At 72.7% G+C, this 24224-nt stretch carries 14 protein-coding genes; 6 read left to right on the forward strand and 8 right to left on the reverse strand.

The window, feature by feature from the left end; translation table 11 throughout:
- Positions 1-115 precede the first annotated feature (115 nt).
- The 5 genes from OG272_RS06820 (at position 116) to OG272_RS06840 (ending at position 9791) form a co-directional block, all read left to right on the forward strand.
- Positions 116-1864: a fatty acyl-AMP ligase gene (locus OG272_RS06820; RefSeq protein WP_327730794.1), complete on the forward strand. Its 1749-nt coding sequence runs from the start codon at positions 116-118 to the stop codon at positions 1862-1864.
- Complete coding sequence (locus OG272_RS06825; protein WP_405892863.1) at positions 1861-6597, forward strand: beta-ketoacyl synthase N-terminal-like domain-containing protein; 4737 nt, start codon at positions 1861-1863, stop codon at positions 6595-6597. Before OG272_RS06820 ends, OG272_RS06825 begins: the two co-directional genes overlap by 4 nt.
- A gap of 22 nt (positions 6598-6619) precedes the next feature.
- Complete coding sequence (locus OG272_RS06830; RefSeq protein ID WP_405892864.1) at positions 6620-7657, forward strand: alpha/beta hydrolase; 1038 nt, start codon at positions 6620-6622, stop codon at positions 7655-7657.
- Positions 7658-7779: 122 nt separating this feature from the next.
- Complete coding sequence (locus OG272_RS06835; RefSeq protein ID WP_327730792.1) at positions 7780-9012, forward strand: helix-turn-helix domain-containing protein; 1233 nt, start codon at positions 7780-7782, stop codon at positions 9010-9012.
- Positions 9013-9149: 137 nt separating this feature from the next.
- Positions 9150-9791 (forward strand): cutinase family protein, encoded by a 642-nt coding sequence (locus OG272_RS06840; protein ID WP_327730791.1) that lies wholly within the window; start codon positions 9150-9152, stop codon positions 9789-9791.
- An 88-nt stretch (positions 9792-9879) separates the two neighbouring features.
- Here the strand turns inward: OG272_RS06840 and OG272_RS06845 are convergent, their stop codons facing one another.
- The 3 genes from OG272_RS06845 to OG272_RS06855 form a co-directional block, all read right to left on the reverse strand.
- A complete protein-coding gene (locus tag OG272_RS06845; protein ID WP_327730790.1) occupies positions 9880-11550 on the reverse strand; it encodes a hypothetical protein in 1671 nt (556 codons plus the stop codon).
- 197 nt (positions 11551-11747) lie between these two features.
- A complete protein-coding gene (locus tag OG272_RS06850) occupies positions 11748-12347 on the reverse strand; it encodes a hypothetical protein (protein ID WP_326584397.1) in 600 nt (199 codons plus the stop codon).
- 101 nt (positions 12348-12448) lie between these two features.
- Positions 12449-13456, reverse strand: a complete 1008-nt coding sequence (locus OG272_RS06855; RefSeq protein ID WP_405892866.1) for a polysaccharide lyase family 1 protein — start codon at positions 13454-13456, stop codon at positions 12449-12451.
- A gap of 194 nt (positions 13457-13650) precedes the next feature.
- Here OG272_RS06855 and OG272_RS06860 point away from each other — a divergent pair, with 194 nt between their 5' ends.
- Positions 13651-16812 carry a glycoside hydrolase gene (locus tag OG272_RS06860; protein WP_405895995.1) on the forward strand — a complete coding sequence of 1054 codons (3162 nt, stop codon included), beginning with the start codon at positions 13651-13653 and terminating at the stop codon, positions 16810-16812.
- Positions 16813-16864: 52 nt separating this feature from the next.
- Here OG272_RS06860 and OG272_RS06865 read toward each other — a convergent pair whose 3' ends face one another.
- From OG272_RS06865 to OG272_RS06885, 5 genes are all read right to left on the reverse strand, one after another.
- Positions 16865-18538, reverse strand: coding sequence for a cellulase family glycosylhydrolase (locus tag OG272_RS06865; protein WP_405892868.1), 1674 nt, complete (start codon positions 18536-18538; stop codon positions 16865-16867).
- A 109-nt stretch (positions 18539-18647) separates the two neighbouring features.
- Positions 18648-20813 carry a glycoside hydrolase family 127 protein gene (locus OG272_RS06870; RefSeq protein ID WP_405892870.1) on the reverse strand — a complete coding sequence of 722 codons (2166 nt, stop codon included), beginning with the start codon at positions 20811-20813 and terminating at the stop codon, positions 18648-18650.
- A gap of 144 nt (positions 20814-20957) precedes the next feature.
- Complete coding sequence (locus OG272_RS06875; RefSeq protein ID WP_327730786.1) at positions 20958-21083, reverse strand: hypothetical protein; 126 nt, start codon at positions 21081-21083, stop codon at positions 20958-20960.
- Positions 21084-21292: 209 nt separating this feature from the next.
- Positions 21293-23278 (reverse strand): glycoside hydrolase family 127 protein, encoded by a 1986-nt coding sequence (locus tag OG272_RS06880; RefSeq protein ID WP_405892871.1) that lies wholly within the window; start codon positions 23276-23278, stop codon positions 21293-21295.
- Positions 23279-23380: 102 nt separating this feature from the next.
- On the reverse strand, positions 23381-24202 hold the full coding sequence (locus tag OG272_RS06885) for a carbohydrate ABC transporter permease (RefSeq protein WP_327730784.1): 822 nt from the start codon (positions 24200-24202) through the stop codon (positions 23381-23383).
- Between the last annotated feature and the right edge of the window lie 22 nt (positions 24203-24224).

Below are 24224 nucleotides of genomic sequence, written 5' to 3' on the forward strand. Positions count from 1 at the left end.
CGTGCTCCGCGCGGCCGTCGCCGCACGCGCCAACCGCTCTGACCTCTCTGACCGCTCTGACCGCTCTGACCGCTCTGACCGCAAGTCGTCCCCGCGACGTGAGGAGCCTTGCCCGATGGACAGCCGCCGCCCCCCGCTCGCGCCCGCGTTCCGCAGTCTGCCGGAGTATGTCCGGCACTGGGCCGAGACCACCCCCGACCGCCGGGCGTTCACCTTCGTCGACCATCCCGCGCCGCAGTCGCGGGGCGTCCACCGCACGCTGACCTGGCGCAGGCTGGACCTGCGGATGCGGGCCGTGGCCGCCCGGCTCGCGGCGGAGGCCGAGCCCGGGGCACGGGTCGCTGTGCTGTGCCCGCAGGGCACGGAGTACGTCACCGCGTTCCTCGGGGCGCTCGCCGCCGGTCTGGTCGCCGTACCGCTGTATCCGCCCGGTCTGCCCGGGCAGGGCGACCGCCTGTCGGCGGTCCTGACCGACGCGTGCCCGGCGGTCGTCGTCACGACGCGCCGCGCCCTCGCCGAGGTGACACGGCTGTGCGAGGGCCGGGCGGTGAAGGTGATCGCCGTCGACGAGGTGCCGGACGCCGCCGCCGACGACCGGCCGCCGTCCGCCCCCGACGACACCGCCGTCGCCTATCTCCAGTACACCTCCGGCTCGACCCGCACCCCGGCGGGCGTGGAGATCACCCACGCCAACGTCGTCGCCAACGCCCGCCAGGCGCTGGCCGCCTACGGCGCCGACGCGCATGCGGTGACATGTGTGGGCTGGCTGCCGCTCTACCACGACATGGGGCTGGTGCTGAGTGTCGCGGCGCCGGTGGTGCGGGGGCTGTTGTCGGTGCTCATGGATCCGGTGGCGTTCCTGCACGAGCCCGTGCGCTGGCTGCGGCTGCTGGCCGCGCACCCCCGCGCGCTGAGCGCGGCGCCCAACTTCGCCTACGACTACTGCGCGTCGACGGTCACCGACGCGCAGAAGGCCGGGCTGCGGCTGGACGGTGTCTTCGCCCTGATCAACGGGAGCGAGCCGGTCCGACCCGGCACGGCCGACCGTTTCCACGCCGCGTTCGCCGCGCAGGGTCTCGTCCCGGAGACGCACTGCCCGTCGTACGGGCTGGCCGAGGCGACCGTCTTCGTCAGTGCCGCCCGCCCCGGGGTGCCGCCCCGCGGTTTCGCTCTCGACCGCGACGCCCTGGCCACCGGGAAGGCCCTGCCCGCGCGGCCCGACGATCCGAGGGCCGTGCTGCTGGCCGGCTGCGGCGCCCCGGCCGGCCAGCGGGTGCGGATCGCCGACCCGGTGTCCCGGGTCGCGCTGGCCGAGGGGGAGGTCGGCGAGATCTGGGTGCAGGGTCCCAACGTGGGGCGGGGCTACCGGAACCAGGACCGGCAGACCCGGCGCGTCTTCGGCGCCGTCCTCGCCGATGTCACGGCGGGGCCGGGCGCGTGGCTGCGGACGGGCGACCTGGGGACGGTCCTGGACGGGCAGTTGCTCGTCACCGGGCGGCTGAAGGACCTCATCGTCGTCGACGGACGCAACCACTACCCGCAGGACGTGGAGGCCACGGCCCAGGACGCGCACCCGGCCGTGCGGCGCGACCGGCTCGCCGCGTTCGGTGTGCCGGGCGGCTCCGGGGAGCGGGTGGTCGTCGTCGCGGAGCACGCGCGGGCCGTGCCGCTCGCCGACATCGACGTACCGGCGCTCGTCACGACCGTGCGCGCGGCCGTCTCCGCGCGGCACGGGCTGCGGCTCTCCGACGTCGTCGTCGTCCCGCCGGGCACCGTGCCCCGTACGTCCAGCGGGAAGGTCTCGCGGGCGCTGACCCGTGAACGTTATCTGGCGGGTGCCTATGCGGTGGGGGTCGTGGGATGAGGGTCGTGGGGGACGACGAGGGCAGCCTGCGGCGGCCGGTCGCCGGCGGTACGGAAGGCGCGGTGCGGCGGCTGATCGCCGAGCAGGTGGCCGCCTGGAGCGGCATCGCCGTCGAGGACGTGGCGATGGACCGGCCGTTCGCGGATCTCGGGATGTCCTCGCGGGACGCGGTCGTGCTGGCCGGGGAGTTGTCGCGGGCGACGGGCCGTGAACTGCCGGCGACGCTGCTGTGGGAGGCGTCCACCGGGGAGGCGCTGGTGGCGCGCCTGTGCGGTACGGCGGCGGACATCGCCCCCAGGCCGGCCCCACCTGCGAGGGCACCCGCGCCGCCCGGTGAACCGGTCGCCGTCGTCGGGGTCGGCTGCCGGCTGCCCGGGGGTGTGCACGGCCCGGCGGACTACTGGCGCCTGCTGCTCGACGGCGTCGACGCGATCCGCCGGGTCCCGGAGGACCGGTGGCGGGACTTCACGCCGTACCCGCCCGCCGACGCGCTCCCGTACGGCGGCTACCTGGACGACATCGCCGGGTTCGACGCGGACTTCTTCCGCATCACGCCGCGCGAGGCCGCGGTGATGGACCCGCAGCAGCGGATCCTCCTGGAGGTGGTGCGGGAGACCCTGGACCACGCCGCGGTCCCGGCCGCCTCGCTCGCGGGCACCGCCACCGGTGTCTTCGTCGGGGTCTCCGCTCCCGAGTACGGACAGCTCACCGGCGCGGACCCGGCCGCCGTCGACCCCTGGGCGCCGGCCGGCGGGGCGCTGAGCGTGGCGGCGGGCCGGCTCGCGTACGTCCTGGACACGCGCGGGCCGAGCATGGCCGTCGACACCGCGTGTTCGTCGTCTCTGGTGGCCGTGCACCACGCGTGTGTCAGCCTGCGCACGGGCGAGAGCGATGTCGCGATCGCCGCCGGGGTCAATCTGCTGCTCTCCCCGACCGTCACCGTCGCGTTCCGGCGGGCGGGGGCCCTCGCGCCGGACGGGCGGTGCAAGCCGTTCTCGGCGGCGGCCGACGGCATCGGGCGGGGCGAGGGCTGCGCGGCCGTGCTGCTGAAGCGGCTGTCCGACGCCGAGCGGGACGGCGACCGCGTCCTCGCCGTGATCCGGGCCACCGCCGTCAACTCCGACGGCCGCTCCAACGGCCTCCTCGCCCCCAACCCGGCCGCCCAGCAGGCCCTGCTGACCACCGCCTACGCGCGAGCCGGTCTCTCCCCCGCGCACATCGACCACGTCGAGGCGCACGGCACCGGCACCCCGCTCGGCGACCCCATCGAGGCCGGTGCGCTCGGCACCGTCCTCGGTACGGGCCGCGACCCCGACCAGCCGCTGCTCCTCGGCTCCGTCAAGGGCAACCTGGGCCACCTGGAGTCCGCCGCGGGCATCGCCGGCCTGGTGAAGACGGTGCTCGCACTCCACCACGACCTGATCCCGCCCTCGCTGCACTGCGCCGGGGGCAGCGCCCTGGACGACGACGGACGGCTGCGGGTCGTGACGGAGGCCGAGCCGTGGCCCCGGTACGGCGGTACGGCCACCGCCGGGGTCTCCGGGTTCGGGTTCGGCGGCACCAACGCCCATGCCGTCCTGGAGGAATGGCGGCCCGGCGCCCTGCTCCCGCCCCCGGCCGAGGAACCCCCGGCCCGCCTCCACCTCCTCTCCGACACCGACACCACCCGCGTCCGCGACACCGCCGCCCGGCTGGCGGACTGGCTCGACACGCCCGAGGGGAGTGCCGCGCACCCCGCCGATGTGGCGCGCACGCTCGCCGGGCGGGCGGGGCGCGGGCCGGTGCGCGCCGCGATCGTCGCCGGTGACCGTGCCGAACTCGCGCACGGGCTGCGCGCGTTGGCGGGCGGTCACCCCGACGCGCGGGTCGTGACCGGCGACCGGGATCTCGTCGGACGTGGCCCGGTGTGGGTCTTCTCCGGGTACGGCAGCCAGTGGGTCGGCATGGGACGCCGACTGCTCGCCGAGGAACCCGCCTTCGCCGCGGCCGTGGAGAAACTGGACGCGCAACTGGCCCCCGAGTGCGGGCTGTCCCTCTATGACGAGCTGTCCTCCGGCGGCGACCTCGACCGCCTGGAGGTCGCCCAACCCGTCCTCCTCGGACTGCAGTTGGCGCTCGCCGAGCTGTGGCGGGCGCACGGTGTCGAGCCCGCCGCCGTCATCGGCCACTCCCTGGGCGAGGTGGCCGCCGCGGTGTGCGCGGGCGCGCTGGAGGTGTCGGACGCGGCCCGTGTGGTGGCCGTACGGGCCCGGCTGCTCAGCGGGCTGCGGGGCGGGGCGATGGCGGTGGTCGACCTCGACGACTCCGAACTCTCCACCCTGGCACGGGACTTCCCCGGGGTCCATGTCGCCGTGCACTCCTCGCCCGGTCAGAAGGTGGTCACCGGGGAGGAGGAGGCGGTGGCCCGGCTGGTGGGGTGGCTGGAGGAGCAGGGGCGGGCCGCCCGTGCGATGCGGGTGGTCGGGGCGGGGCACTCCCCCCAGGTGGAGCCGCTGCTGGCCGAGTTGACGGCGGAGTTGGCCGACATCCGGGGCGGGCGCCCCACGGTCCCCGTCTACTCCACCGTGCTGGACGACCCGCGTGGGGACTGTGTGTTCGATGCCGGGCACTGGGCCGCCAACCTGCGGCGTCCCGTGCGACTCGACCGGGCCGTCGCCGCTGCCGCCGCCGACGGCCACACCACGTTCGTCGAACTCTCACCCCACCCGGTCCTGACCCGGGCGGTCACGGACACCGCCCCCGGCGCCCTCGCCCTCGGCACCCTCCGACGCGACGCCGACACCTGCGCCGGTTTCCTCACCCAGGTGGGCATCCTGCACACCGCCGGACTGCGGCTGCCGCTGCCACCCGGCCGCGTCACCGACCTGCCCGGGCCGCGCTGGCGGCATGGGCGGCATTGGTGGACGGACGGGCGAGCGGGTGTCGCGGCGACGGGCCGGACGACAGCGGGGGCGGAGGGGAGCCGCGTGTCCGGCGGGGCCCATGTGACGGCCGGGAGCGACGAGTCCGGCGCGATCCACGTGTCGGCACAGGGCCACGAAACGGGCGGAGTCCGCGTGACGGCGGAGGGCCGTGAAACGGGCGGAGTCCGTGTGACGGCACAGGGCCACGAAACGGGCGGAGTCCACGTGACGGCCGGGGGCCTCGTGGTGGCCGGACGGGACATCCCGGAGGCGGACCGCACGGCGGCAGGAGGCCATGTCGCGGAAGGGCGCCCCGGAGGGCCGGCGCTACGGGGCGCCTTCCCGCCGGAGGAGAGTCGGCAGCTCGACGGACGCCACGGACTGGACGGCAGCAGTGGGCCGGAAGGGTTGCGCGCGACGGAGGACGCCTCGGTCTCCGCCCGCCTCTGTCACCACATCGCCGCCGTCACCGGGCATCCGCCGACCCGGATCACCCCGGCCACCACCTTCGCCGAGCTGGGCCTGGACTCCCTGATGGCCGTCCGCATCCGCGCCGCACTGGAACGGGAGTTCGGCATCGAACTCCCCCTGCGCGACCTCCTGGGCGCCGCCACGGTCGAAGCCACGGCGGCCCACGTCCAGCGGGCGCTGCCGGGGGAGGCGACGCCGTCCGGGGATTCCCGGCCGGCCGTGCGGACGGAGACGACATCGGCCGAAGGCCACCGGGCACAACCGACGGCACCGGCTCCGGCCGAAGGCCACCGGGCACAGCCGACGGGCCCGGATCCGGCCGAAGGCGTCCACCCCGCGTCGCCCGCGAGAACGACGGGTGGGCACGCGCCCTCGCCGGCGCCCTGGGCATCGGCCGAGGACGCCCTGCCGTCGGCCGGCCCCCGAGCGGTCGACAGGGAGCCCCTGCCGCGGCTCCCCCGCGCGGCCGGCGAGGACGCGTCGTCGCCGGCCGGGAGAGCGTCGCGCGAGGACGCCCTGCCCCAGCCCCGCAACACCTCCGCCGCTCACCATCCGATCCGCACCCTCCACCCCTCCGGCCCCCACCCCCCGCTCTTCCTCGTCCACGCCGCCGGCGGCACCGCCGACGTCTACCGCTCCCTCGTCGAACGGCTCGGCGGGGAGCGGCCGGTGTACGGGCTGGAGCGGATCGAAGGGGCGCGTACGGTCGTCGAGAAGGCCCGGCGTTACGTGGAGGCGGTGGCCGCCGTGTACCCCGACGGGCCCTGTCTGCTGGGCGGTTGGTCGTTCGGTGGCTTCGTCGCGCAGGAGGCGGCGCGGCAGCTGACGGCCGCCGGGCGGGACGTGCGCCTGGTGGTGCTCATCGATTCCGTACGGCCCCTCCCCCGCCCGGAGGGAACACCGGCCGAGCGGATCCGCGCGCACTTCACCGGCTTCGCCCGCCACGTCGCCGACGCGTACGGAGTCGAACTGACGCTGCCGTACGACGAGTTGGCCGCGACGGAGGACGACGGCGAGCGCGTCGACACCGTGCTGCGGGCTCTGCGTGAGGCGGCCGACGTGCCGCAGGCGGCCCTCGATCACCAGAGGTCCTCCTATCTGGACCTGAGGATCGGCGAGGCCCACCGCCCGGGGCGCCACGACGGCCGGGTGGTGCTGTACCGGGCCACCGAGCCCGCCCCGCACACCGTGCGCGACCCCGCGTACGAGCGGGACGACGAGGCGCTCGGCTGGGACGAGGTGTGTCCACGCCTGACCGTCGTCCGGGTCACGGGTCACCATCTGTCGCTGCTCGACCCGCCGCACGTCGACGAGATCGCCGCCCATCTGCGGCGGGAGCTCGCCAGGGACAACCGCTGAACCCGATCCGAGGAGAGCCGCCATGCCCGACCGCACCGACCCCACGCACCCCATGCACCCCACCGCCGGATTGTCCCGGCGCTCCGTCGCCAGGGCGGCGGTCGCCACCGGCCTGGCCGCCCTCGTCGGTGCCGCGACCACCGGCACCGCCGGGGCGACCGGTCGCCGGTCTCCCGTCGGCCGCACCCGCACCAACCGCGCTGCCACCGCCCCCGCCGCTCGGACCGTCACCCGCCTCGGCCCCCGTACCCTCGACGTCTCCCTCCCCTCCGCCGCCCTGGGGCGGAACGCGACGGTGCGGCTGATCCTCCCCTCGTCCTTCGCCGCGCAGCCCGCCCGGAAGTACCCCGTGCTGTATCTCCTCCACGGCGCGCACGACGACTACACGTCATGGACGCGGGAGACGGACATCGAGGCGTTCACGGCGGGCCGGGAGCTGATCGTGGCGATGCCGGACGCGGGGCCGACCGGCATACCCACCGCCTGGCGGAACGGCCCCGACTACGAGACGTTCCAGATCCGCGAGGTACCGGCGCTGCTCGCCCGTGACTACCGGGCGTCCGGGGTCCGGGTCGTCGCCGGTGTCTCGACCGGCGGCTACGGGGCGATGGCGCACGCGGCACGTCACCCGGGGACGTTCGCGGCGGCGGCCTCGTACAGCGGCATCCTCGACACCACGGCGCCCGGGGTGCCGACCCTGATGGACGCCATCGTGGCCCGCGAGAACCTGACGCCCCTGTCGCTGTGGGGCAACCCGATCCTGAACGTGCTCACCTGGCGGGACTTCAACCCGCGGTCCCGCGCGGCCGGACTGCGCGGCACCGCCCTGTACGTGTCGAGCGGCAGCGGAGTGATCGGCGGGACCGGCGACTGGCTCCCCGAGGCGCTGGAGAGCGCGCTGTGGCCGTCCGCGCACGCGTTCACGGACACGCTCGCGCTGCTGCGGGTCCCGGTGACCACCCATTTCTACGCGGGAGGAGGGCACAGCTGGGCCTACTGGAAGCGGGAGTTCACCGCGTCGTGGCCGATGCTCGCCGGTGCGCTGGGGGTGCCGGCGTGAGGCCGGTGCCGTCGGGGCACGGAACGGAGCGCAGGGGACGTACGTCCAACCCAGGACTTGTCCCTCGCCCCACGGGCACCAGCCCGCGGGTGAGCCGCTTCCGGGTGAAAGGAGGGTCCGCCTTGGCTGCCCCCACCCCGCCGCACGGTGTGCCGGACGGTCCCGGCGCCGCCTCTGTGCCGCCCGAACTCGCCAAACTGCTGCGCGACCAGTTGGAGGCCGTCGCCGACGAGGTGGAGGAGGAGGTGCGCAGACAGGTCCCGGAGTACGCCCGGCCGGCGGACGGGGCGTATCGCGCACAGCTCAGATCGGGGGTCGTCCAGGCGCTGACCCTGTTCGTCGACCACATCGCCGATCCGCGCGGCCAGGGTGCCGCGATCACCGCGACCTACTACGAACTCGGGCGCGGCGAGGCCCTGGAGGGTCGCGGTCTGGACGCGTTGCAGTCGGCGCTACGGGTCGGGGGTCTGCACGCCTGGCGGCTGATGGGCCGTACGGCGGAGGAACTGGGCCTGGACTCCTCGGTGGTGGCCGCGCTCGGCGAACTCGCTTTCCAGACGGTGCACGAGGTCGCCGAGGCGGCCGCATCCGGCTTTGCGGAGGCCCAGCTGCGCAGCACCGACGAGTTGGAGCGACGGCGCAGGCGGCTGCTCGATCTGCTGCTGGGAGACCGGCCGGTGGCCCCGGAGGCGGTGCAGGATCTGGCGCACGGCGCCCGGTGGTCGGTGCCGCGGCAGGTGGCGGTGGTCGCGCTGGCGGCGGCCCCGGACCAGCGGGAGGCGGACCGGCCGTTGGCCGCGGCGGGGGCGCTGGTGGACATGGAGTCCCGGCCGCCCCGGATGCTGGTGCCCGACCCGGACGGTTCCGGCCGTTTCGGCGGCCGGGCGTTCACGCTCGCGCTGCGCGGCCGGCCCGCCGCGATCGGCCCGACGGTCCCGCTCGGCGAGGCGGCCCGTTCCCTGCACTGGGCCACCCGTGCGCTCGGGCTGATGGGGCGCGGCATCCTGCCCCGGCAGGGCGTGGTGCGTTGCGCCGACCATCTGTCGACGCTGCTGCTGTACAGCGACGAACCGATGCTCGCCCACCTCCAGTCGCGGGTGCTGGCCCCGCTGGACGCCGTCGCCGAGGGGCCGCGCGGCCGGCTCGCCGAGACCCTTCTGGCGTGGCTGCTCGGCGGCAGCAACGTGCCTGATGTCGCCGCCCGCCTCCACATCCACCCGCAGACGGTCCGCTACCGCCTGCGGCAGCTGGAGAAGCTCTTCGGCGAGGCCCTGCACGACCCCGGTACCCGCCTCGACCTCATCCTCGCCCTGCGCGCGGAGGCATTGCGGGACGACGACACGTTCACCGCATAAAAATATCGACTCACCTCGGCACAAAAACAAAAGCGATTTCTGAATTCTCGTCCATAACACTCGGCCTGGCACAGCGAATATCTTCGGGACGTCCTTTTCCACAGGCGCTCCACGCGCCCCACCCTCAAAGGATCCCCATGCGTATCCGCTTGTGCCTCGCCGCGCTCTCGCTGGCCGGCGGGGCCGGACTGGCCACCGTCTCGGTACCCACGGCCACGGCCGCGGCCTGCACGGACATCGACGTCGTCTCAGCTCGCGGCACGTTCGAGCCGGGCACGCTCGGCTTCATCGTCGGCGACCCCGTGTATTCCGCGCTGCAGAAGAAACTCACGGGCAAATCCCTGTCCAGCTACAAGGTGAACTATCCCGCGGACCTTTCCCTCACCTCGGCCGCGCAGGGAAACGCGGACCTGGTGAACCACGTCAGGAGCCAGGCCGCCGCCTGTCCGAACCAGCGTTTCATCCTGGTCGGCTATTCGCAGGGCGCGAACGTCGTCGACAACTCCATCGGCATCAGCAGCGCCGGCGCGGTGGTCGGCAGCCCCATCGTGGCCACCATTCCCGCCGCGCTCGAACCGAAGGTCTCCTCGGTGCTGCTGTTCGGCAACCCGATCCGGGCCATCGGCAAGAGCGTCACCGGCATCTACCAGAGCCGCACCATCGACTTCTGCGCGGCCGGTGACCCGGTCTGCGAGAACGGTGGGGGCGACACGGGCGCGCACCTGAGCTACCGGGCGAACGCGGACGCGGCGGCGGCCTTCGCCGCGACCAAGGTCTGACCGACCCCACGCACGGTGGGACCCCACGCACAGTGGCGAAGGGCCCGGGAGGAGATCCTCCCGGGCCCTTCTTCCATGGGGGCGACGGCTACTCGATGTCCCGCGCGAACTCCGTGAGACTCGTGGAGACGGGTTCGGGACGGCCGTTGTTCTGGGTGGGCGCGGCGGTCAGCACGTCCAGGTGCTGGTAGCCGTCGGCGACCACGGGGTCCAGGTCGGCCGGGACGCGGCCGGCCAGCAGTCCGTCGCCCGCGAGCACGGTGAGCGTCGGGTTGGCGGTGAGCCCGTCCGGGTGGACGACGAGCCGCTTCACCTGGGGCGAGGTGGCCAGTTGGAGGTCGGTGACCAGTTTGGTCGGGAAGTACTGCTCGGTGAAGTCCAGCGGCTGCTGGGCCATGCTGCGGGCCAGCTCCTGGATGTCGGTGACCTCCTTGCCCGCGTCGGTGAACGGGGTCCCGTCGGCCGCCCGGTACCCGGGGTCGTCGGGGTCACCCACGCGGTCGTAGTTCCGCCAGGTGTAGAGCGGGCCGCCCGGCCGGTCGGGGATGGCCTTGTACTCGCCGCCGAACAGGGCGGGTTGCCCGTCGCTCCCGTTGGCGACGGGGAAGTTCTTGTCGACGACCGGCCCGCCGTCGAAGAAGCCCACGCTGCTCTGCAGGAACGCCAGCGGTACGGAGTGGTCGTCCATCAGCGCGCCGAGGATCGCCTCGTTGGTGAGCCGGAAGTCCTTCACCGCCGGTGAGCCGGACAGGAAGGTGGCGGTGTCCTCGGAGAACAGGAAGCGGTTGCTGACCTCGATGTTGGTGTTGAGGGGCAGGTAGTCCGGCAGGGTGGCCTCGCCGCCCGGGTCCTGCAGCGCGCCCAGGCCGGCGATGGCCAGCAGGGTCATCATCTCCGGGTTGAGGAGCACCGGCGCGGACAGCGTGCGCGGCAGCAGTCCGCTGTCGAGCCCGGCCTGCACCGTGCCGTAACCGAGGCCCACGTCGGGGAGGTTGGTGTCGTCCGGGATGCTGCCGCTCAGGTCGGCGAGGGAGGTGGAGACGGTGGTGTCGAGGGCGAAGTAGCCGGCGCACTGGCGGTGTCCGGCGTCCGCCGTGGTGGCCCGGTCGCCGTCGAAGTCGGCGGTCGCGAAGTACCCGGTGATCACCCCGCCGAGGGAGTGCCCGCCGCACAGCACCTTCTCCTTGCGCACCCGCTGGTCGGGCAACTCGGCGGTGAGCAGGTCGTACTGGTCGCGGACGGTCCGCTCGACGCCGAGCTTCGCCATCCAGCCCAGCTCGCCGTTACCGACGAACCCGTCGAAGGTGCGGCCCGCGACCTGCTTGTCCCGGTAGTAGTAGTCGACGGCCGTGTCCTGGTCTCCGGAGGCCACACCGGTGCGGTCCTCCAGGCAGTTGGAGCGCCGGTCCAGGGCCCAGAACTCGATGTGCCGGCCCTGTTCGGCGGCGCGTGCCACGGTGTTGCGGGCGACGCTGTCGAAGGCTCCGGCGCCTTCCAGGATTCCCGGCTGGGCGACGAGGATCCGGTCGGCGTCGGCCGAGGCCGCCGGTCCGTCGGCGGACCGGTAGCGCAGGTACGACAGCCAGTCGCACGCCGCCGGGCGCGCCCCGAAGGACGCCGGCAGCGGCGCTCTCACCCGCACCAGCGTCTCGGTCACCCCGGCGACCGGACTCGTCGACGCCACGGCCGTCTCGGTCCGCGCGTCCTCGCCCCGGGCGTCCGGGGCGGCTCCGGTGAGCGCTCCGACGATCAGCAGCACCGCCGGCGCGGCACCTCTCCATGCCTTCAAGGTATTCGAGGGGTTCGAGGTATTCGAGGGGTTCTTTCCGCTGCGACTCGTGTTCATGCTGGGACGGTAGGACCGCGAAAGCGGCCCCACCGCCCCATGCTCACAACAACGCAGCGACCGTCGGCACCTTTGTCACCAGGCACCAACTCCCTCTGTTACCAACCGACTTACAGTCCGTCACTCACCATCGCGGCCACGATCCGGACGTGCCGGTCGGCCGCCGTGCCGGAGTACTCGTTGTCGTAGTTCAGCCCGTACGGCCAGAAGTGGCCGCCCCCGGTGGAGATCTTCGCGCTCGACCCGTCGTACTGCCGGACGAGCGCCGTGGCCCCCGCACCGGTCCAGGTGCCGCTGCCGCCCAGCCGTGACCAGCCCGCACTGGTGCCCACGCCTATGGTGTGCGCGATCTCGTGCAGCGCGGTCCGCTCGTTCATATAGCTGCGGTTGCCGAAGCGGATGGTCCCGTTGATGTTCCCGTCGGCGGTGGGGACGCCGGGCTCGTAGCGGACGGTGATGTTCTTCCCCAGGTCGCTGAGGTTGTTGTACCGGGCGACCGCGGCGTTCATCGCCGAGGTGATGAGGTTGTACGCCGTCTGCTGGTCCTGCGTCGGGTTGCTCGCCCGGACCAGGGTCCAGGTGATGGTGGCCGCCGCGGCCTGTTCCCGGGGCACGGGCGCGGCCTGCGGTGCGGCCTGCGCGACACCGGGAGCGGCGAGCAACGCGGCCGCCAGTGCGGCCACGACCACCTTCTTGCGCGGTGAGTTCATCGGGGTCTCTCCTGTTTTTCGTGGGGGGATGCGGGGAGTGTGGGGGATGCGGGGAGTGTGGGGGATGCGGGGGGTGTGGGGGGTTTGGGGGTGCGGGGGGTTCAGGCACCGATCTTTCCGATGCCCGCCCCGGCCCTTACGAGGGCCGGGACGTCCGCGGCGGGGTCCAGCGTGTACGCGTAGTAGGTGCGCGGCTCGGTCACCGTGCCGTTGGTCTCACACGTACCGGACCCGGGGAAGAGGTTGTTCCGCTGCACCAGCCGGCCCGGCCCGGACGCGTCGTAACCGCTGGCGGACCAGCAGGGTTTGGGGACCCCTTCGAAGTGGTTGCCCTCGACCACGACGCCCGCGTTCATGGTCGAGGCGACGCCGTAGACGGCGTTCCCCTTGTAGTAGTTGTTGTAGACGTGCACCGGCTCGCCGAACCGGACCCGGGGATGCCGCTGCCGTGAGCCGTCGAAGAAGTTGTGGTGGATCGAGACCTTCAACTTCCCGGTGTCCTGGCTGCCGTTGCCGTCGGAGTGCCCGAGCAGCATGCTCTTGTCGGTCTTGTTGAACCAGTTCCAGGAGACGGTGACGTACTCGGCGCCGCGCACGACGTCGACGGCCCCGTCGAGGGGCGCGACGAACTCGTTGTGGTCGATCCAGATGTGGTGGGACTCCTGGCCGACGCTGACGGCGTCGTCCTCGGCGTCGGTGAACTTGATGTTCCGCACGATGACGTTGTACGAGCGGTAGAACTCCAGGCCGCCGCCGTTGATGACGGCCGACGAACCGACCCCGATGATGGTCTTGTTGGGCCGGACGCCCTGCTTGCTGGTGATGTCGATGGTGCCCTGGACCCGGATGACCAGCGGGCCCACCGTGTCGATGTACTCCAGGAACTGCTCGGTGGTGGTGGCGGTGACGGTCGCTCCGCCGACCCCGCCGGTGGTGCCGTTCTGCCCCAGCGCGTTGACGGCGGCGAAGCCGGTGGGGGATGTTTCCGCGACGGGGGCCACCGCCGTGTCGGCGACCGCCCCCGCCTGGACGGGCGCGATCGCGGCGAGCAGCAGGCCGAGCGCGAGAGCCGGAACGCCGCGTGCGACGCGTGACGACAACGACCTCATGTGATTCCTCCCGGGACGAGTGGGGGACGTTCCTGGGCCGTGCGAAAAGCTGCACACAAGGGACTAGAAAGCGCTTTCAGTTTCCTGAATGCTAAGCACGTGTTTTGGGCATGTCAACGAAATCGCGTTCGCCTCGTGTTGTGGAAGGGAGTGTCGTGACTCCACGACATCGCATCGTCCGGGCCCTGGCGCCCATGGTTCCCCTGGTGCTCGCCGCCGGTCTGACGGCCGCCCCGCCGGCGACCGCGGACACGTCGGCCACGGCGGCGCGGAGCGCGGTCACCGTACGGATCGACCCGTCGTACCGGCAGCAGGAGTTCGAGGGGTGGGGCACGAGCCTCGTCTGGTTCGCCAACGCCACGGGCGGCTACCCGGAGCCCATCCGAAGACAGCTCGTCGACATGCTGTTCGGCGAGGAAGGGCTCGGCCTCACCATCGCGCGCTACAACATCGGCGGCGGCAACGCCCCGGACGTCCGCAAGGACTACATGAAGACCGGCGCGACGATGGACGGCTTCTGGAAGGCCCCCGAGGGCACCACCCGGCAGGACATGGAGTGGTGGAACCCGGACAACCCCGACCACTGGGACTGGGACGCCGACTCGGGCCAGCGCTGGTGGGTGGACCAGATCAAGGACAAGATCACCACGTGGGAGGCCTTCAGCAACTCGCCGCCCTGGTTCCAGACCGTCAGCGGCTATGTCTCCGGCGGCTTCGACGCGAACACGGACCAGATCCGCGCGGACCGCGCCGACGAGTTCGCCACCTATCTGGTGAAAGTCAGCGAGCGCCTCGAAGAGGAGCACGGCATCGACTTCGACACCATCGCCCCGCTGAACGAACCCAACACCAACTACTGGGGCACCCAGATCGGCGCGAACGGCCAGCCCACCGGCGGCCGCCAGGAGGGCGCGCACGCGGGACCGGCGCTCCAGCAGAAGGTGCTCCTCGCGCTCGACAAGGCGCTCGAAGGGGCGAAGACCGACGCCGAGATCTCGGCGATGGACGAGACCAACCCCACGATCTTCACCCAGAACTGGAACGCGTACGACAGCGCCGCGCGGACGGCGGTCCCCCAGCTCAACGTGCACACCTACGGCACCGGTATGCGCACCAGCGCCCGCGACATCGCCAAGGGCGCGGACAAGAAGCTCTGGATGAGCGAGGTCGAGGGCACCTGGGGCACGGGCACCGACTTCACCAGCATGGAACCGGGCCTCGGCATCGCCACCCGCATGGTCGACGACATGCGTGAACTGGAGCCCTCCGCCTGGGTGTTCTGGCAGCCGATCGAGGACTCCGTCCCGCAGGCGGCGGCGGGCAAGAACTGGGGCAGCATCCACGTCCCGTTCAACTGCACGGCCACGGACACCCTGGAGACCTGCCCGATCCGGGCCAATTCCAAGTTCCACACCATCCGGAACTTCACCCACCACATCCGCCCCGGCGACCACTTCGTGAAGGTCGACGACCCGTCCAGCGTCGCCGCTGTCAAGAAGTCCGGGCGTGCGGCCACCGTGGTCCACGTCAACGGCGGCACGACCGCGCGTTCCGTCTCCCTCGACCTCTCGCGCTTCGGCAGGGTCTCGTCCCGCGCCACCGTCACCCCCGTCGTGACGAGCGCCGACGGCGCCCTCGTCGAGGGCACCCCGGTCCGCGTGACCGACCGCTCGGCCACCCTCGACGTCCCCGCCAAGTCCGTCACCACCTTCCTGGTCGAGGGCGTCGGCGGTGTGGCGAAGGACGCCGCACTCGTCCAGCCCGACCACGTCTACCGCCTCCAGGGCGCGCAGAGCGGCAAGTCGCTGACCCCGTCGGAGGACGGCACCAGCGTCGTCATCCGCACGACCGACGCCGCGAGCGCCCGGCAGCTGTGGTCGGTGGAGCAGCTGACCCCCGGCACCGACAACCGCGAGCGCTACGCCCTCACCAACGCCGACACCGGCGGGCGGCTCGCCGTGCGCGACAACCAGGCCGTCCTCGAGGACCCCGCCGACGGCGAGGTCCCGGCAGCGGCGCAGTGGATCATGTCGACGACGGGCGACGGCAGTTGGACGTTCGTGAACGCCGCCACCGGCCGTCTCGCCGAGGTCGCCGGTCAGTCGTCGGCGGACGGCGCCAAGGTGTCGACGTACACCCCGACCTCGGCGGGCAACCAGCGCTGGGCCGTGACCGACGAGACCGTGCTGCGCACCGAACGGGCCGAGGCGTTCACCGTCCCCGGTCTGCGGCCGAAGCTGCCCGGGACGGTGACTCCGGTGTTCCGGGACGGCGCCCGTGGCTCCCTGCCCGTGGTGTGGGACCTGCCGTCGGACCGGAGGTGGCGCAAGCCGGGGACCGTACGCGTGACGGGTGAGGCGACCGACGCCCTCGGCCGGAAGATCGCCGCGAAGGCCCTCGTCACCGTCGACACGATCGCCTCGACCGTCCCCGCCCGCGCCAAGACGTACGTGGGCGGCGAGCCGGAACTCCCGGCGACGGTCGTCGGCGTCGGCCGACACGGTGGCCGGACCACCCTCCCGGTGACCTGGGACGCGGCCCCCGCCGGAGCGTTCGACAAGAGCGGCGTCGTGACGCTGTCCGGCACCGCGGAGGTCGTCGACGGCTCCACGGCCGACGCGACCGTACGGGTCCAGGTCACCGAAGCGACGGAGGCCAACATCGCGACCGACACGGGCGTCTCCGTCGCCGCCACCTTCACCGAGAGCGGCTACTCCGCCGAGCGGCTGCGCAACGGCACCACCGCCGAGAAGGCCTGGTCCAACTGGAAGTCGGGCACCAAGAACCCGTCCGACACCATCACCTTCGGTCTCCCGAAGGCCCGCGACCTGACCCGGATCGTCGCCCACTTCCACCGGGACGGGACCAACGCCTCCTTCCCCGAGAGCCTGAAGGTGCAGGTCCGGGCCACCGAGAACGGTCCGTGGACCGACACGGGTGACTCCGTCGCGGTCGGCACCGAGGGCACCCCGGTGATCGACGTCCCGCTCGACGCGGGCCCGGCGACCGGCGTGCGCGTGGTCATGACCGCGCGTCAGGGCGGCTACATCACGATGGGCGAGATCGAGGTGTACGCCAAGGCCCCCGGCGTCTCCTCGGACACCGCCGCCGCCTCCATCGAGGTCGCCGGCGAGCCGATCGGCTCCTTCGACCCCGACACCACCACCTACCGGGTCGTCACGGACCACCCGAGCCGGGCGGAGGTCACGGCGACGGCCCGCGACCCGTACGCGACCGTCACCGTGGACAGGACCGGCGGGTCCGGCGGGTCCGGCCGGGCCTCGGCCGTCGTCACCGTGACCGGCGAGGACGGTTCGGGGACCCGGAAGTACCGGATCGAGCTCGTACGACGCTGAAGCGGCCGGCGGGGGCCGGTGACGGTCCCCGCCGGTCGGCACGCGTCCCAGGTCAACTGCTCGTGCAGGTCGCCCCGTTGAGCGTGAACGCGGTCGGTGCGGTGTTGGTGGCGCCCTTACTGCCGATGAACCCCACCGTCACGGAGCCCGCGGCCGGGATGGTGGAGGTGTAGGAGGCGGGCTTCACGCTCACCGAACCGCCGCTCTGCGTGGCGGTCCCGCCCCACATGTTGGTGATCGTCTGCCCGTTGGCGAAGGTGAAGGCCAGGGTCCAGCCGCTGACGGCGGTGGTGCCGGTGTTACGGATGACGATCTCGCCCTGGAAGCCGCCCTGCCACTCGTTGGTGGCCCGGTACGTCACGGCGCAGTTTCCGCCGGGTGTGCCGCCGCCCTCGTCCGTCGTGACGTTCACCGTCGCCGAGCGGGCCGACCGGTTCCCGGCGGCGTCCCGTGCGTAGACGGCGAAGGTGTACGCCGTGTCGGCGGTGAGGCCGGTCAGGGTGACGGAGTGGGTGGTGGAGGCCGCGAGCTTGGTCTCGGTGGAGCCGCTCACCCGGACGACGTCGTAGCCGGTGACGCCGACGTTGTCGGTCGCGGCGGTCCAGGAGAGCGTCGCCGAGGTCGCCGTCACCGCCGAGGCGGCCGGGGTGCCGGGGGTGGTCGGCGCCTGGGTGTCGCCCGGGTTTCCGCCGCCGAAGACGGTGGCTTCCTTCGCCGTCTGCGCGATGCCGTCGGCGCCGTTGAAGATGCGTTGGCCCCAGGCGCTGAGCCGTGTGGGGTCGAAGCCGATCGACAGATCCAGGATCGGGTCGGTGTTACCGCTCCAGGACCACGCCAGATAGCCGAGGTCGAGCTGCTCGGCGGTGGCCATCATGGTGTCCTCGTCCGGATCGCCCCACTGGTCGGCGGGTCCGCCGAACTCGCCGATGAGGATGGGCAGTCCCGCGTCCACGAAGGCGCCCAGGTAGTCGGTGATCTCCGCGGCGGTGTCGAAGACGCTGTACATGTGGATCGAGAAGATCAGGTTGCCGGTGGTGTCGGCGTCGTACACGGACTGGGCGTTGGCGCGCATGACACCCTGCCAGTCCTGGCCCCAGTTGGGCGCGTCCACCATGATCGTGTGCTCGAAGCCCGCGGCCCGCAGCTTCTGCACGGCGGCGATGGTGGGGGCGGTCCAGCCTGCGGGGTCGGTGTTGCCCCAGGGCTCGTTGCCGATGTTGACGATGACGTAGTTCTCCTCGCCGGCAAGGACGTCCTTGAGGCCGATCCAGTAGTCGGCCGCGTGGTCGAGCGTCCCGGCCGCGGCCTCCTCGCCGTATCCGGTGGTGTCGTGCACCTCCAGGACGCAGATGAGCCGGTTGGCCTTGCACTGCGCGACGACGTTCGCCACGTCGGCGGGGCTGTTCTCGGTCCAGCGGTGTCCGTCGGAGAGGACGACGCGGACGGTGTTGGCGCCCAGCGCCTTGATGTCGGCCAGCGACTGCGTCTCGCCCGGGTACCAGGTGTGGGCGTGGTTGACGCCGCGCATCACGAAATCGTTGCCGTTGCCCTCCAGCAGCCGGCCGTCGCTGATGTGCAAGCCGGCGGCTTGGACCTCGGGCGCCGACTGGGCCAGGGCGACGGACGGGGCGAGGACGCCGAGGAGCGTGAGCCCGATCAGGCCCGCGAGTCCGGCCAGCAGGGCGCTCAGGGGGTTTCTTCGCTGCGTGCTTCTTCCAGTTCTCATCGCGACTCCAGGTGGGGGTGGGCGCCGAGAAACTCAGGCATCGAAAAGTGTGGGGTGGTTGCCATGAGCTATGGGAGCGCTCCCATGAACCCATCTCGCCCCGTACACGTCAACCCTTCGCGCGGGTTCGGCTCCGCAGACCCGCCCGGACCGCCGCGGCGACGACCGCGTCCCGTTCCGCTCCGGTGAACCGGCCCTCGGACACCCACCCGTCGGCGAGGGCCCGTACCGCCCGTACGAAAGCCTCGGACGCCGGGAAGGGCGCCTGCGCCCAGAGCACGTCGAGGAAGGTCAGACCGTCGCCTCTGGTGCGGTTCGGGACGCCCGAGTCGGCCGTGCCGAACACGACGAGCGGCTCGGAGCGCCTGAAGTAGGCGTGGTAGCGGACGTCGTTCCCGACGAAGAACGGCGCGAGCGTCAGGCCGTGCGTGGTGAAGTGCAGGGGCCTGCCCTCGGGGCGGATCACGTCCGCGAGATCGCCGCGCAGGGTGAAGTCCTTGTAGAAGGAGAGGCTCCGGAACCCGGCCTCCGGGCTCTGCGCGACCAGCAGCAGCGGACCGAAGAACACCGACTGGACCGTGGGATCGTCCAGGGCCCTCTCCACCCGCAGCCGGTACGGCGCGGAGATCCCGATCCGGTCGCCGCGCCGCCAGTTCCGGCTCAGCGTGAGGTACGACCCGGGCACGGCCTCGACCCGCTGCCGGACCCCGTTGACCGTGACGGTGAAGCCACCCGTGGCCCAGGACGGCACCCGCAGCCTCACATCGAGCCTGCCCCCGCCCTCCCGGAACGTCAGGGTGCGGACGCCCTCCGCCGGGTACGCGCTCGTCTGCTCGACGACGAGACCCCGCTCCGGCCACCGCAGGGTCGAGGCGAGATACAGGTTCACGTACAGCGTGTCGCCGGCGGCGGAGCGGAAGTACACCGAGTCCTGGTACTTCGTGTGGTTCTCCATGCCGGTGCCACCGCAGCAGGTGCCGGTGTTGCCGTACTCGCGCACGACCCCCGGGCCCATCCCGACGAAGTAGGTGACCTCCGGACCGCTCGTGCTCGCCGCGTCCCGGCGGGAGGCGAGGATGTGGTTGGTCAGGCCCCGCTCGTAGTAGTCCATACGGGCCGCGTCCGGCTCCCGGAAGAACAGCTGCCGGCTCAGCTTCAGCATGTTGTACGTCGCGCAGGTCTCGGCGTTCCTGTCGTCCAGCGTGGCCGCGATGGCGCCCCGCGCCTTGAACATCTCGCCCTGCCCCGTACCGCCCAGGCTGTACGTCCGGGGTCCGGCGACCATGCCCCAGAAGTTCCGCGCGGCCTCCGCGTACCGCTCCTCCCCCGTCTCGTCGAACAGCCGCAGATACCCGGTGAACTGCGGGATGTGCTGGTTGGCGTGCCGCCCGTCGAGGATGTCCCGGTCCTGGGAGCAGGCCTCCAGCAGCGCGGTGTTGTCGAAGCAGCGGGCGGCGGCGAGGTGTTCCGCCCTGCCGGTGAGGGCGTGGAGGTCGGCCATCACCTCGTTCATGCCGCCGTACTCACCGGCGATATAGAGGGACCACATGCGCTCCAGCTGCGTCTTGGGCAGCCCGCCGAGCCTGCTGTGCACCCAGTCGCCCATGGCCGAGGCGATGGTCAGGGCCTGTGCGTTCCCGGCCAGGGTGTGCGCGTCGAGGAGACCCCGCATGATCTTGTGGCAGGTGTAGTACGGCGCCCAGATGGTCGGGTAGGTCGCATAGCTCTCCAGCAGGATGAACTGCGTCTCCGGGTACGCCGCCAGGAAGCCGGGGTGGCTGGGTCTCGGCGTACCGCGCTCCGCCAGCGCGGCCTGGCACTCCCCCAGCGCGCCGACGAGATAGTCCAGCTTGGTCTTGAGGGCGGCCTCCCGGGTGTCCGCGTACGCCTGGGCGACGAGAGTGAGGAAGTGGCCGCCGTAGTGGCCCCGCAGATTGCCGTCGGCGGTCTCCCAGCCGCCGGGCGGCCGGGCCCCACGCGTGTCGAGACCGGCGTTGGCGCGGAAGACGGCCAGGACGCGGTCGGCCGGGTAGGACCGGGCGTAGGTGAGCATCAGGTCACGCTTGGCCTTGAACACACCTTCGCCGAGGGTGACTTGGTCCAGGGGGAAGGGACGTACCGCCCAGGTGGAGGGGAGGGGCGGCGGGGCCTGGGCGGCGGCAGCTCGTGTCGCCGGGGCGGCATGCGCGAGCGAGGTCGCCTGCACGAGCGGAGCGGCGGCCGCCGCTCCGGCGGCGAGGGTCAACAGCCTTCGCCGGGTGGGGGGTTGGGACATTCTCTCGACTCCGATCGTCGGTTGTGCGGTGTGTGGGGGGACGGGTGAGCGCCGGTCCGGGGAGGCAGGCGGTCACCGAGCGGTCATGGAGAGCCAGTCGTGGGCGGTACCCGGGGGCCGGTCCCGGACAGTCGTGGAGGGCCGTCACGAGCCGTCGTCGTGGGTGGTGACGACGGTCGCCGGCCGGGTGGCCGCCCGGCCGGACCGGGTGGGGACGCGCTCCTCCACGAGAGCGGTGATCTCGACCGCGCCGGTCCGCCGTACCCGCACGGTCGCGGTGTCCGGCCGTGCGGCCCGGTCGGCGATGCCGGTGCCCCCTACGCTCGTGCCGCCCTCGGCGACCTGCTCCTCGGTGAGGGCGGGCCGGGGCGGGCGAGCGGGCCGTGGTGCCGTCCCCGTACACCGGCGTCACCTGACCGGGCAGTGCCGGGACCGTGCCAGGGTCCTGTGCCGGTGCCGTCCTCGTGGTCCGCGCACGACTACCTCCCCGCGCCGGTGCCGCTGTCCGCGCCTTCGCTCCTGCCCTCTTCGGCCGTCGGAAGCCACACCCGCATCGTCGAGGGGCCCCGATCGGCCCAGGAGTGGTAGGGCACCAGGACGATCTCGGCGGGGTCGGCGGGCTGCTGTCCTCGCGGGTGGCCGAGCGGCTGGTACGGCCAGGCCGCCTCGCTCCGTCCGCCGCGCACGGCGACCTCGCCCGCGACCACGACGGTGTCGCCCGCGCCCTCCGTACGGCCCGGCCCGTCCTCGGGTTCGACGGACGTGTCCACCCGTACCGCGTCGACCTCGTGCCCGTCCGGGAGGTCGACGGACTCGGCGCAGTACACCAGCGGACCGCGCTGGACGGCGACCGTGCCGCGTACGGCGTCGATGCGGGGGTCGGCGTGGATCCAGCGCGGGGCGACGGGCAGTTCGAGCCGTATCTCGTCGCCGGGCCGGAAGACCCGGGTGACGGCCGCCGTGCCGGGGGCGGCCGGGCGGCGTACGCCGTCGGGGTCGACCAGCCACGCGGGGGCACCGGCCGCCCACTGGGGCACCCGCAGGGACAGGGTCCAGGGGGCGGCCGGGGAGCGGGTGATCCGGACGGTCACGGTCCCGCCGGAGGGGTAGTCGGTGCGGACCCGCAGGGCGACGCCCCGGCCGCCGGTGAGGGAGGTGGCGAGGTCGGCGTCGGCGTACTGGTGCAGTTGCACGCCCTCGTCGTCCGCGGTAGCCAGGTAGCCCGGCAGTTGGGCCAGGGTCCGCGCCACGTTGGTCGGGCAGCACGACACCGCGAACCAGGGGGCGCGCAGCCCCGAGTCGGCCCGGGGGCTGTCGACGTCCGGCCGCGGTGCCACGCCCCGGTGGCGTCGGTGCAGGGTGTTGGCGTAGAAGAAGGACCGGCCGTCCGCGGACGGGGAGGTCGCGACGACGTTGAACAGGGTGCGCTCGACGAGGTCGGCGAAGCGGGGTTCGCCGGTGGCGAGCAGCAGTCGCCAGCCGAGCATCACGGAGGCGACTCCGGCGCAGGTCTCCGAGTAGGCGCGGTCGGGGGGCAGGACGAAGTCGGCGCCGAAGGACTCGTCGCGGTGGTGCGAGCCCATTCCGCCGGTCAGGTAGGTGCGGCGGGCGACCGTGGCCTCCCACTGCCGTACGACCGCGGCGAGCAGTTCGTCGTCGCCGGTCTCCACGGCCACGTCCACGGCGCCTGCGGCGAGGTAGAGGGCGCGGACGGCGTGGCCGCGCAGGACCTTGGCCCCGCGGACCGGGAGGTCGTCCTGGAAGTAGGCCCGGCCGAACTCGCCCTCGGCGAGGGTGCCGTGGCCGCGTCGGTCGACGAAGAGCGCGGCCTGGTCGAGGTAGCGCTCCCGGCCGGTGAGCCGGGCCAGTTCGACGAGGGCCGACTCGATCTGCGGGTGGCCGCAGACGCCCTCGATGCCGCCGGGGCCGAAGGTGGCGCAGACGTGGTCGGCGGCGCGCCGGGCGATCTTCGCGAGTTCGCCCTCGCCCCGGGCGCGGGCCTGGGCCACACCGGCCTGGACCAAGTGCCCCTGGCAGTACAGTTCGTGGCCCTCTTCGAGGTCGCTGTAGCGGGACGGTTGTCCCGGGCGGCCGAAGGCGGTGCTCAGGTAACCGTCCGGTTCCTGGGCGGGGGCGACGAGGTCGGTGAGGGCGGCGATCCCGGCGTCCAGCGGGGCACCGTCGCCGTTCGCCGCCGCCCAGGCCATGGCTTCGAGCAGCTTGTAGACCTCGGAGTCGGCGAACTCCCGGCCGCGCCGGTCCCGTGGGAGCCTGCCCTCGACCGCGGCCCGGAAGTTGCCGGTCCAGCCGACGCGGTCCATCCAGTCGCGGCAGTGGTCGAGCGTGGCGGTGGTGTTGGTGTGCCGTCGCCGGGCCCAGAAACCCCCGGTGATCCTGACCTCGTCGAGCCCGAGCGGCCGCAGCCGGCCGCGGGTCGGCGCCACGGGCAGGACGGATGACGTCACCGCGTTCTCCCTCACCTGTTCATGCCTTCGGTTGGTCCCTTCGGTCGTCGGTCGTCGGTCGTCGGTCGTCGGTGGGCCGCCACGTCCTCGGAGACGTGGGGGTCAGCCCTTGAGCGCGCCGGACATGAAGCCCCGGACGTAGTGCCGTTGCAGGAGCAGGAAGAGGAGCAGGCAGGGCACGGCGAGGACCACCACGCCCGCCTCGGTCGCGCCGTAGTCGACGGCGCCCATGCTCTGCTGCCGCAGATTGGCGACGGCCAGCGGCAGGGGCGCCTTCTCGCTGTCGGAGATGAGGATCAGGGGCGCGATGAAGTCGTTCCAGGCGGCGAGGAACGCGAAGAGGCCCACGGTGATCAGTCCCGGCCGTACCGCCGGGAGGAGCACCCGGCGCAGCGCGCCCGCCGTGCCGCAGCCGTCGACGAGCGCCGACTCCTCCAGTTCACGCGGCACCGCCTCGAAGGAGATCCGCATCATGAAGGTGGCGAAGGGGAGTTGGAACATCGCGAGCACCAGGCTCAGCCCGATCAGCGAGTTCTGCAGATGGAGTCTGCCGAGCAGGACGTAGAGCGGGATGAGGAGGGTCGCGTACGGGACCATGAGGATGGCCAGGGTGAGCAGGAACAGCAGGTTCTTGCCGGGGAAGTCGAAGCGGGCGAAGGCGTAGCCGCCGAGCAGGGAGACGCCGAGGGTGAGGGCGACGGTCAGCGCCGAGACGACCGTGCTGTTCAGCAGGTACCGCCACAGACCCGCGTCGTACGCGAGCAGCGTCCGGTAGTTGCCGAGGCCGTGACCCGAGTCCTGCGCGGTGCCGGGCTGCGGGCTGACCGACGCCCAGGTGTTCCATAGCAGCGGAAAGAGGAAGATGACGGCCAGACCTCCGGCGACGACGTAGTACGGCGTACGGCCGAGGGTGCGGGACAGCACGGTCGGTCCCCTCTCATGAGGT

Source organism: Streptomyces sp. NBC_00104, assembly GCF_045160825.1.
Lineage (GTDB): Bacteria > Actinomycetota > Actinomycetes > Streptomycetales > Streptomycetaceae > Streptomyces.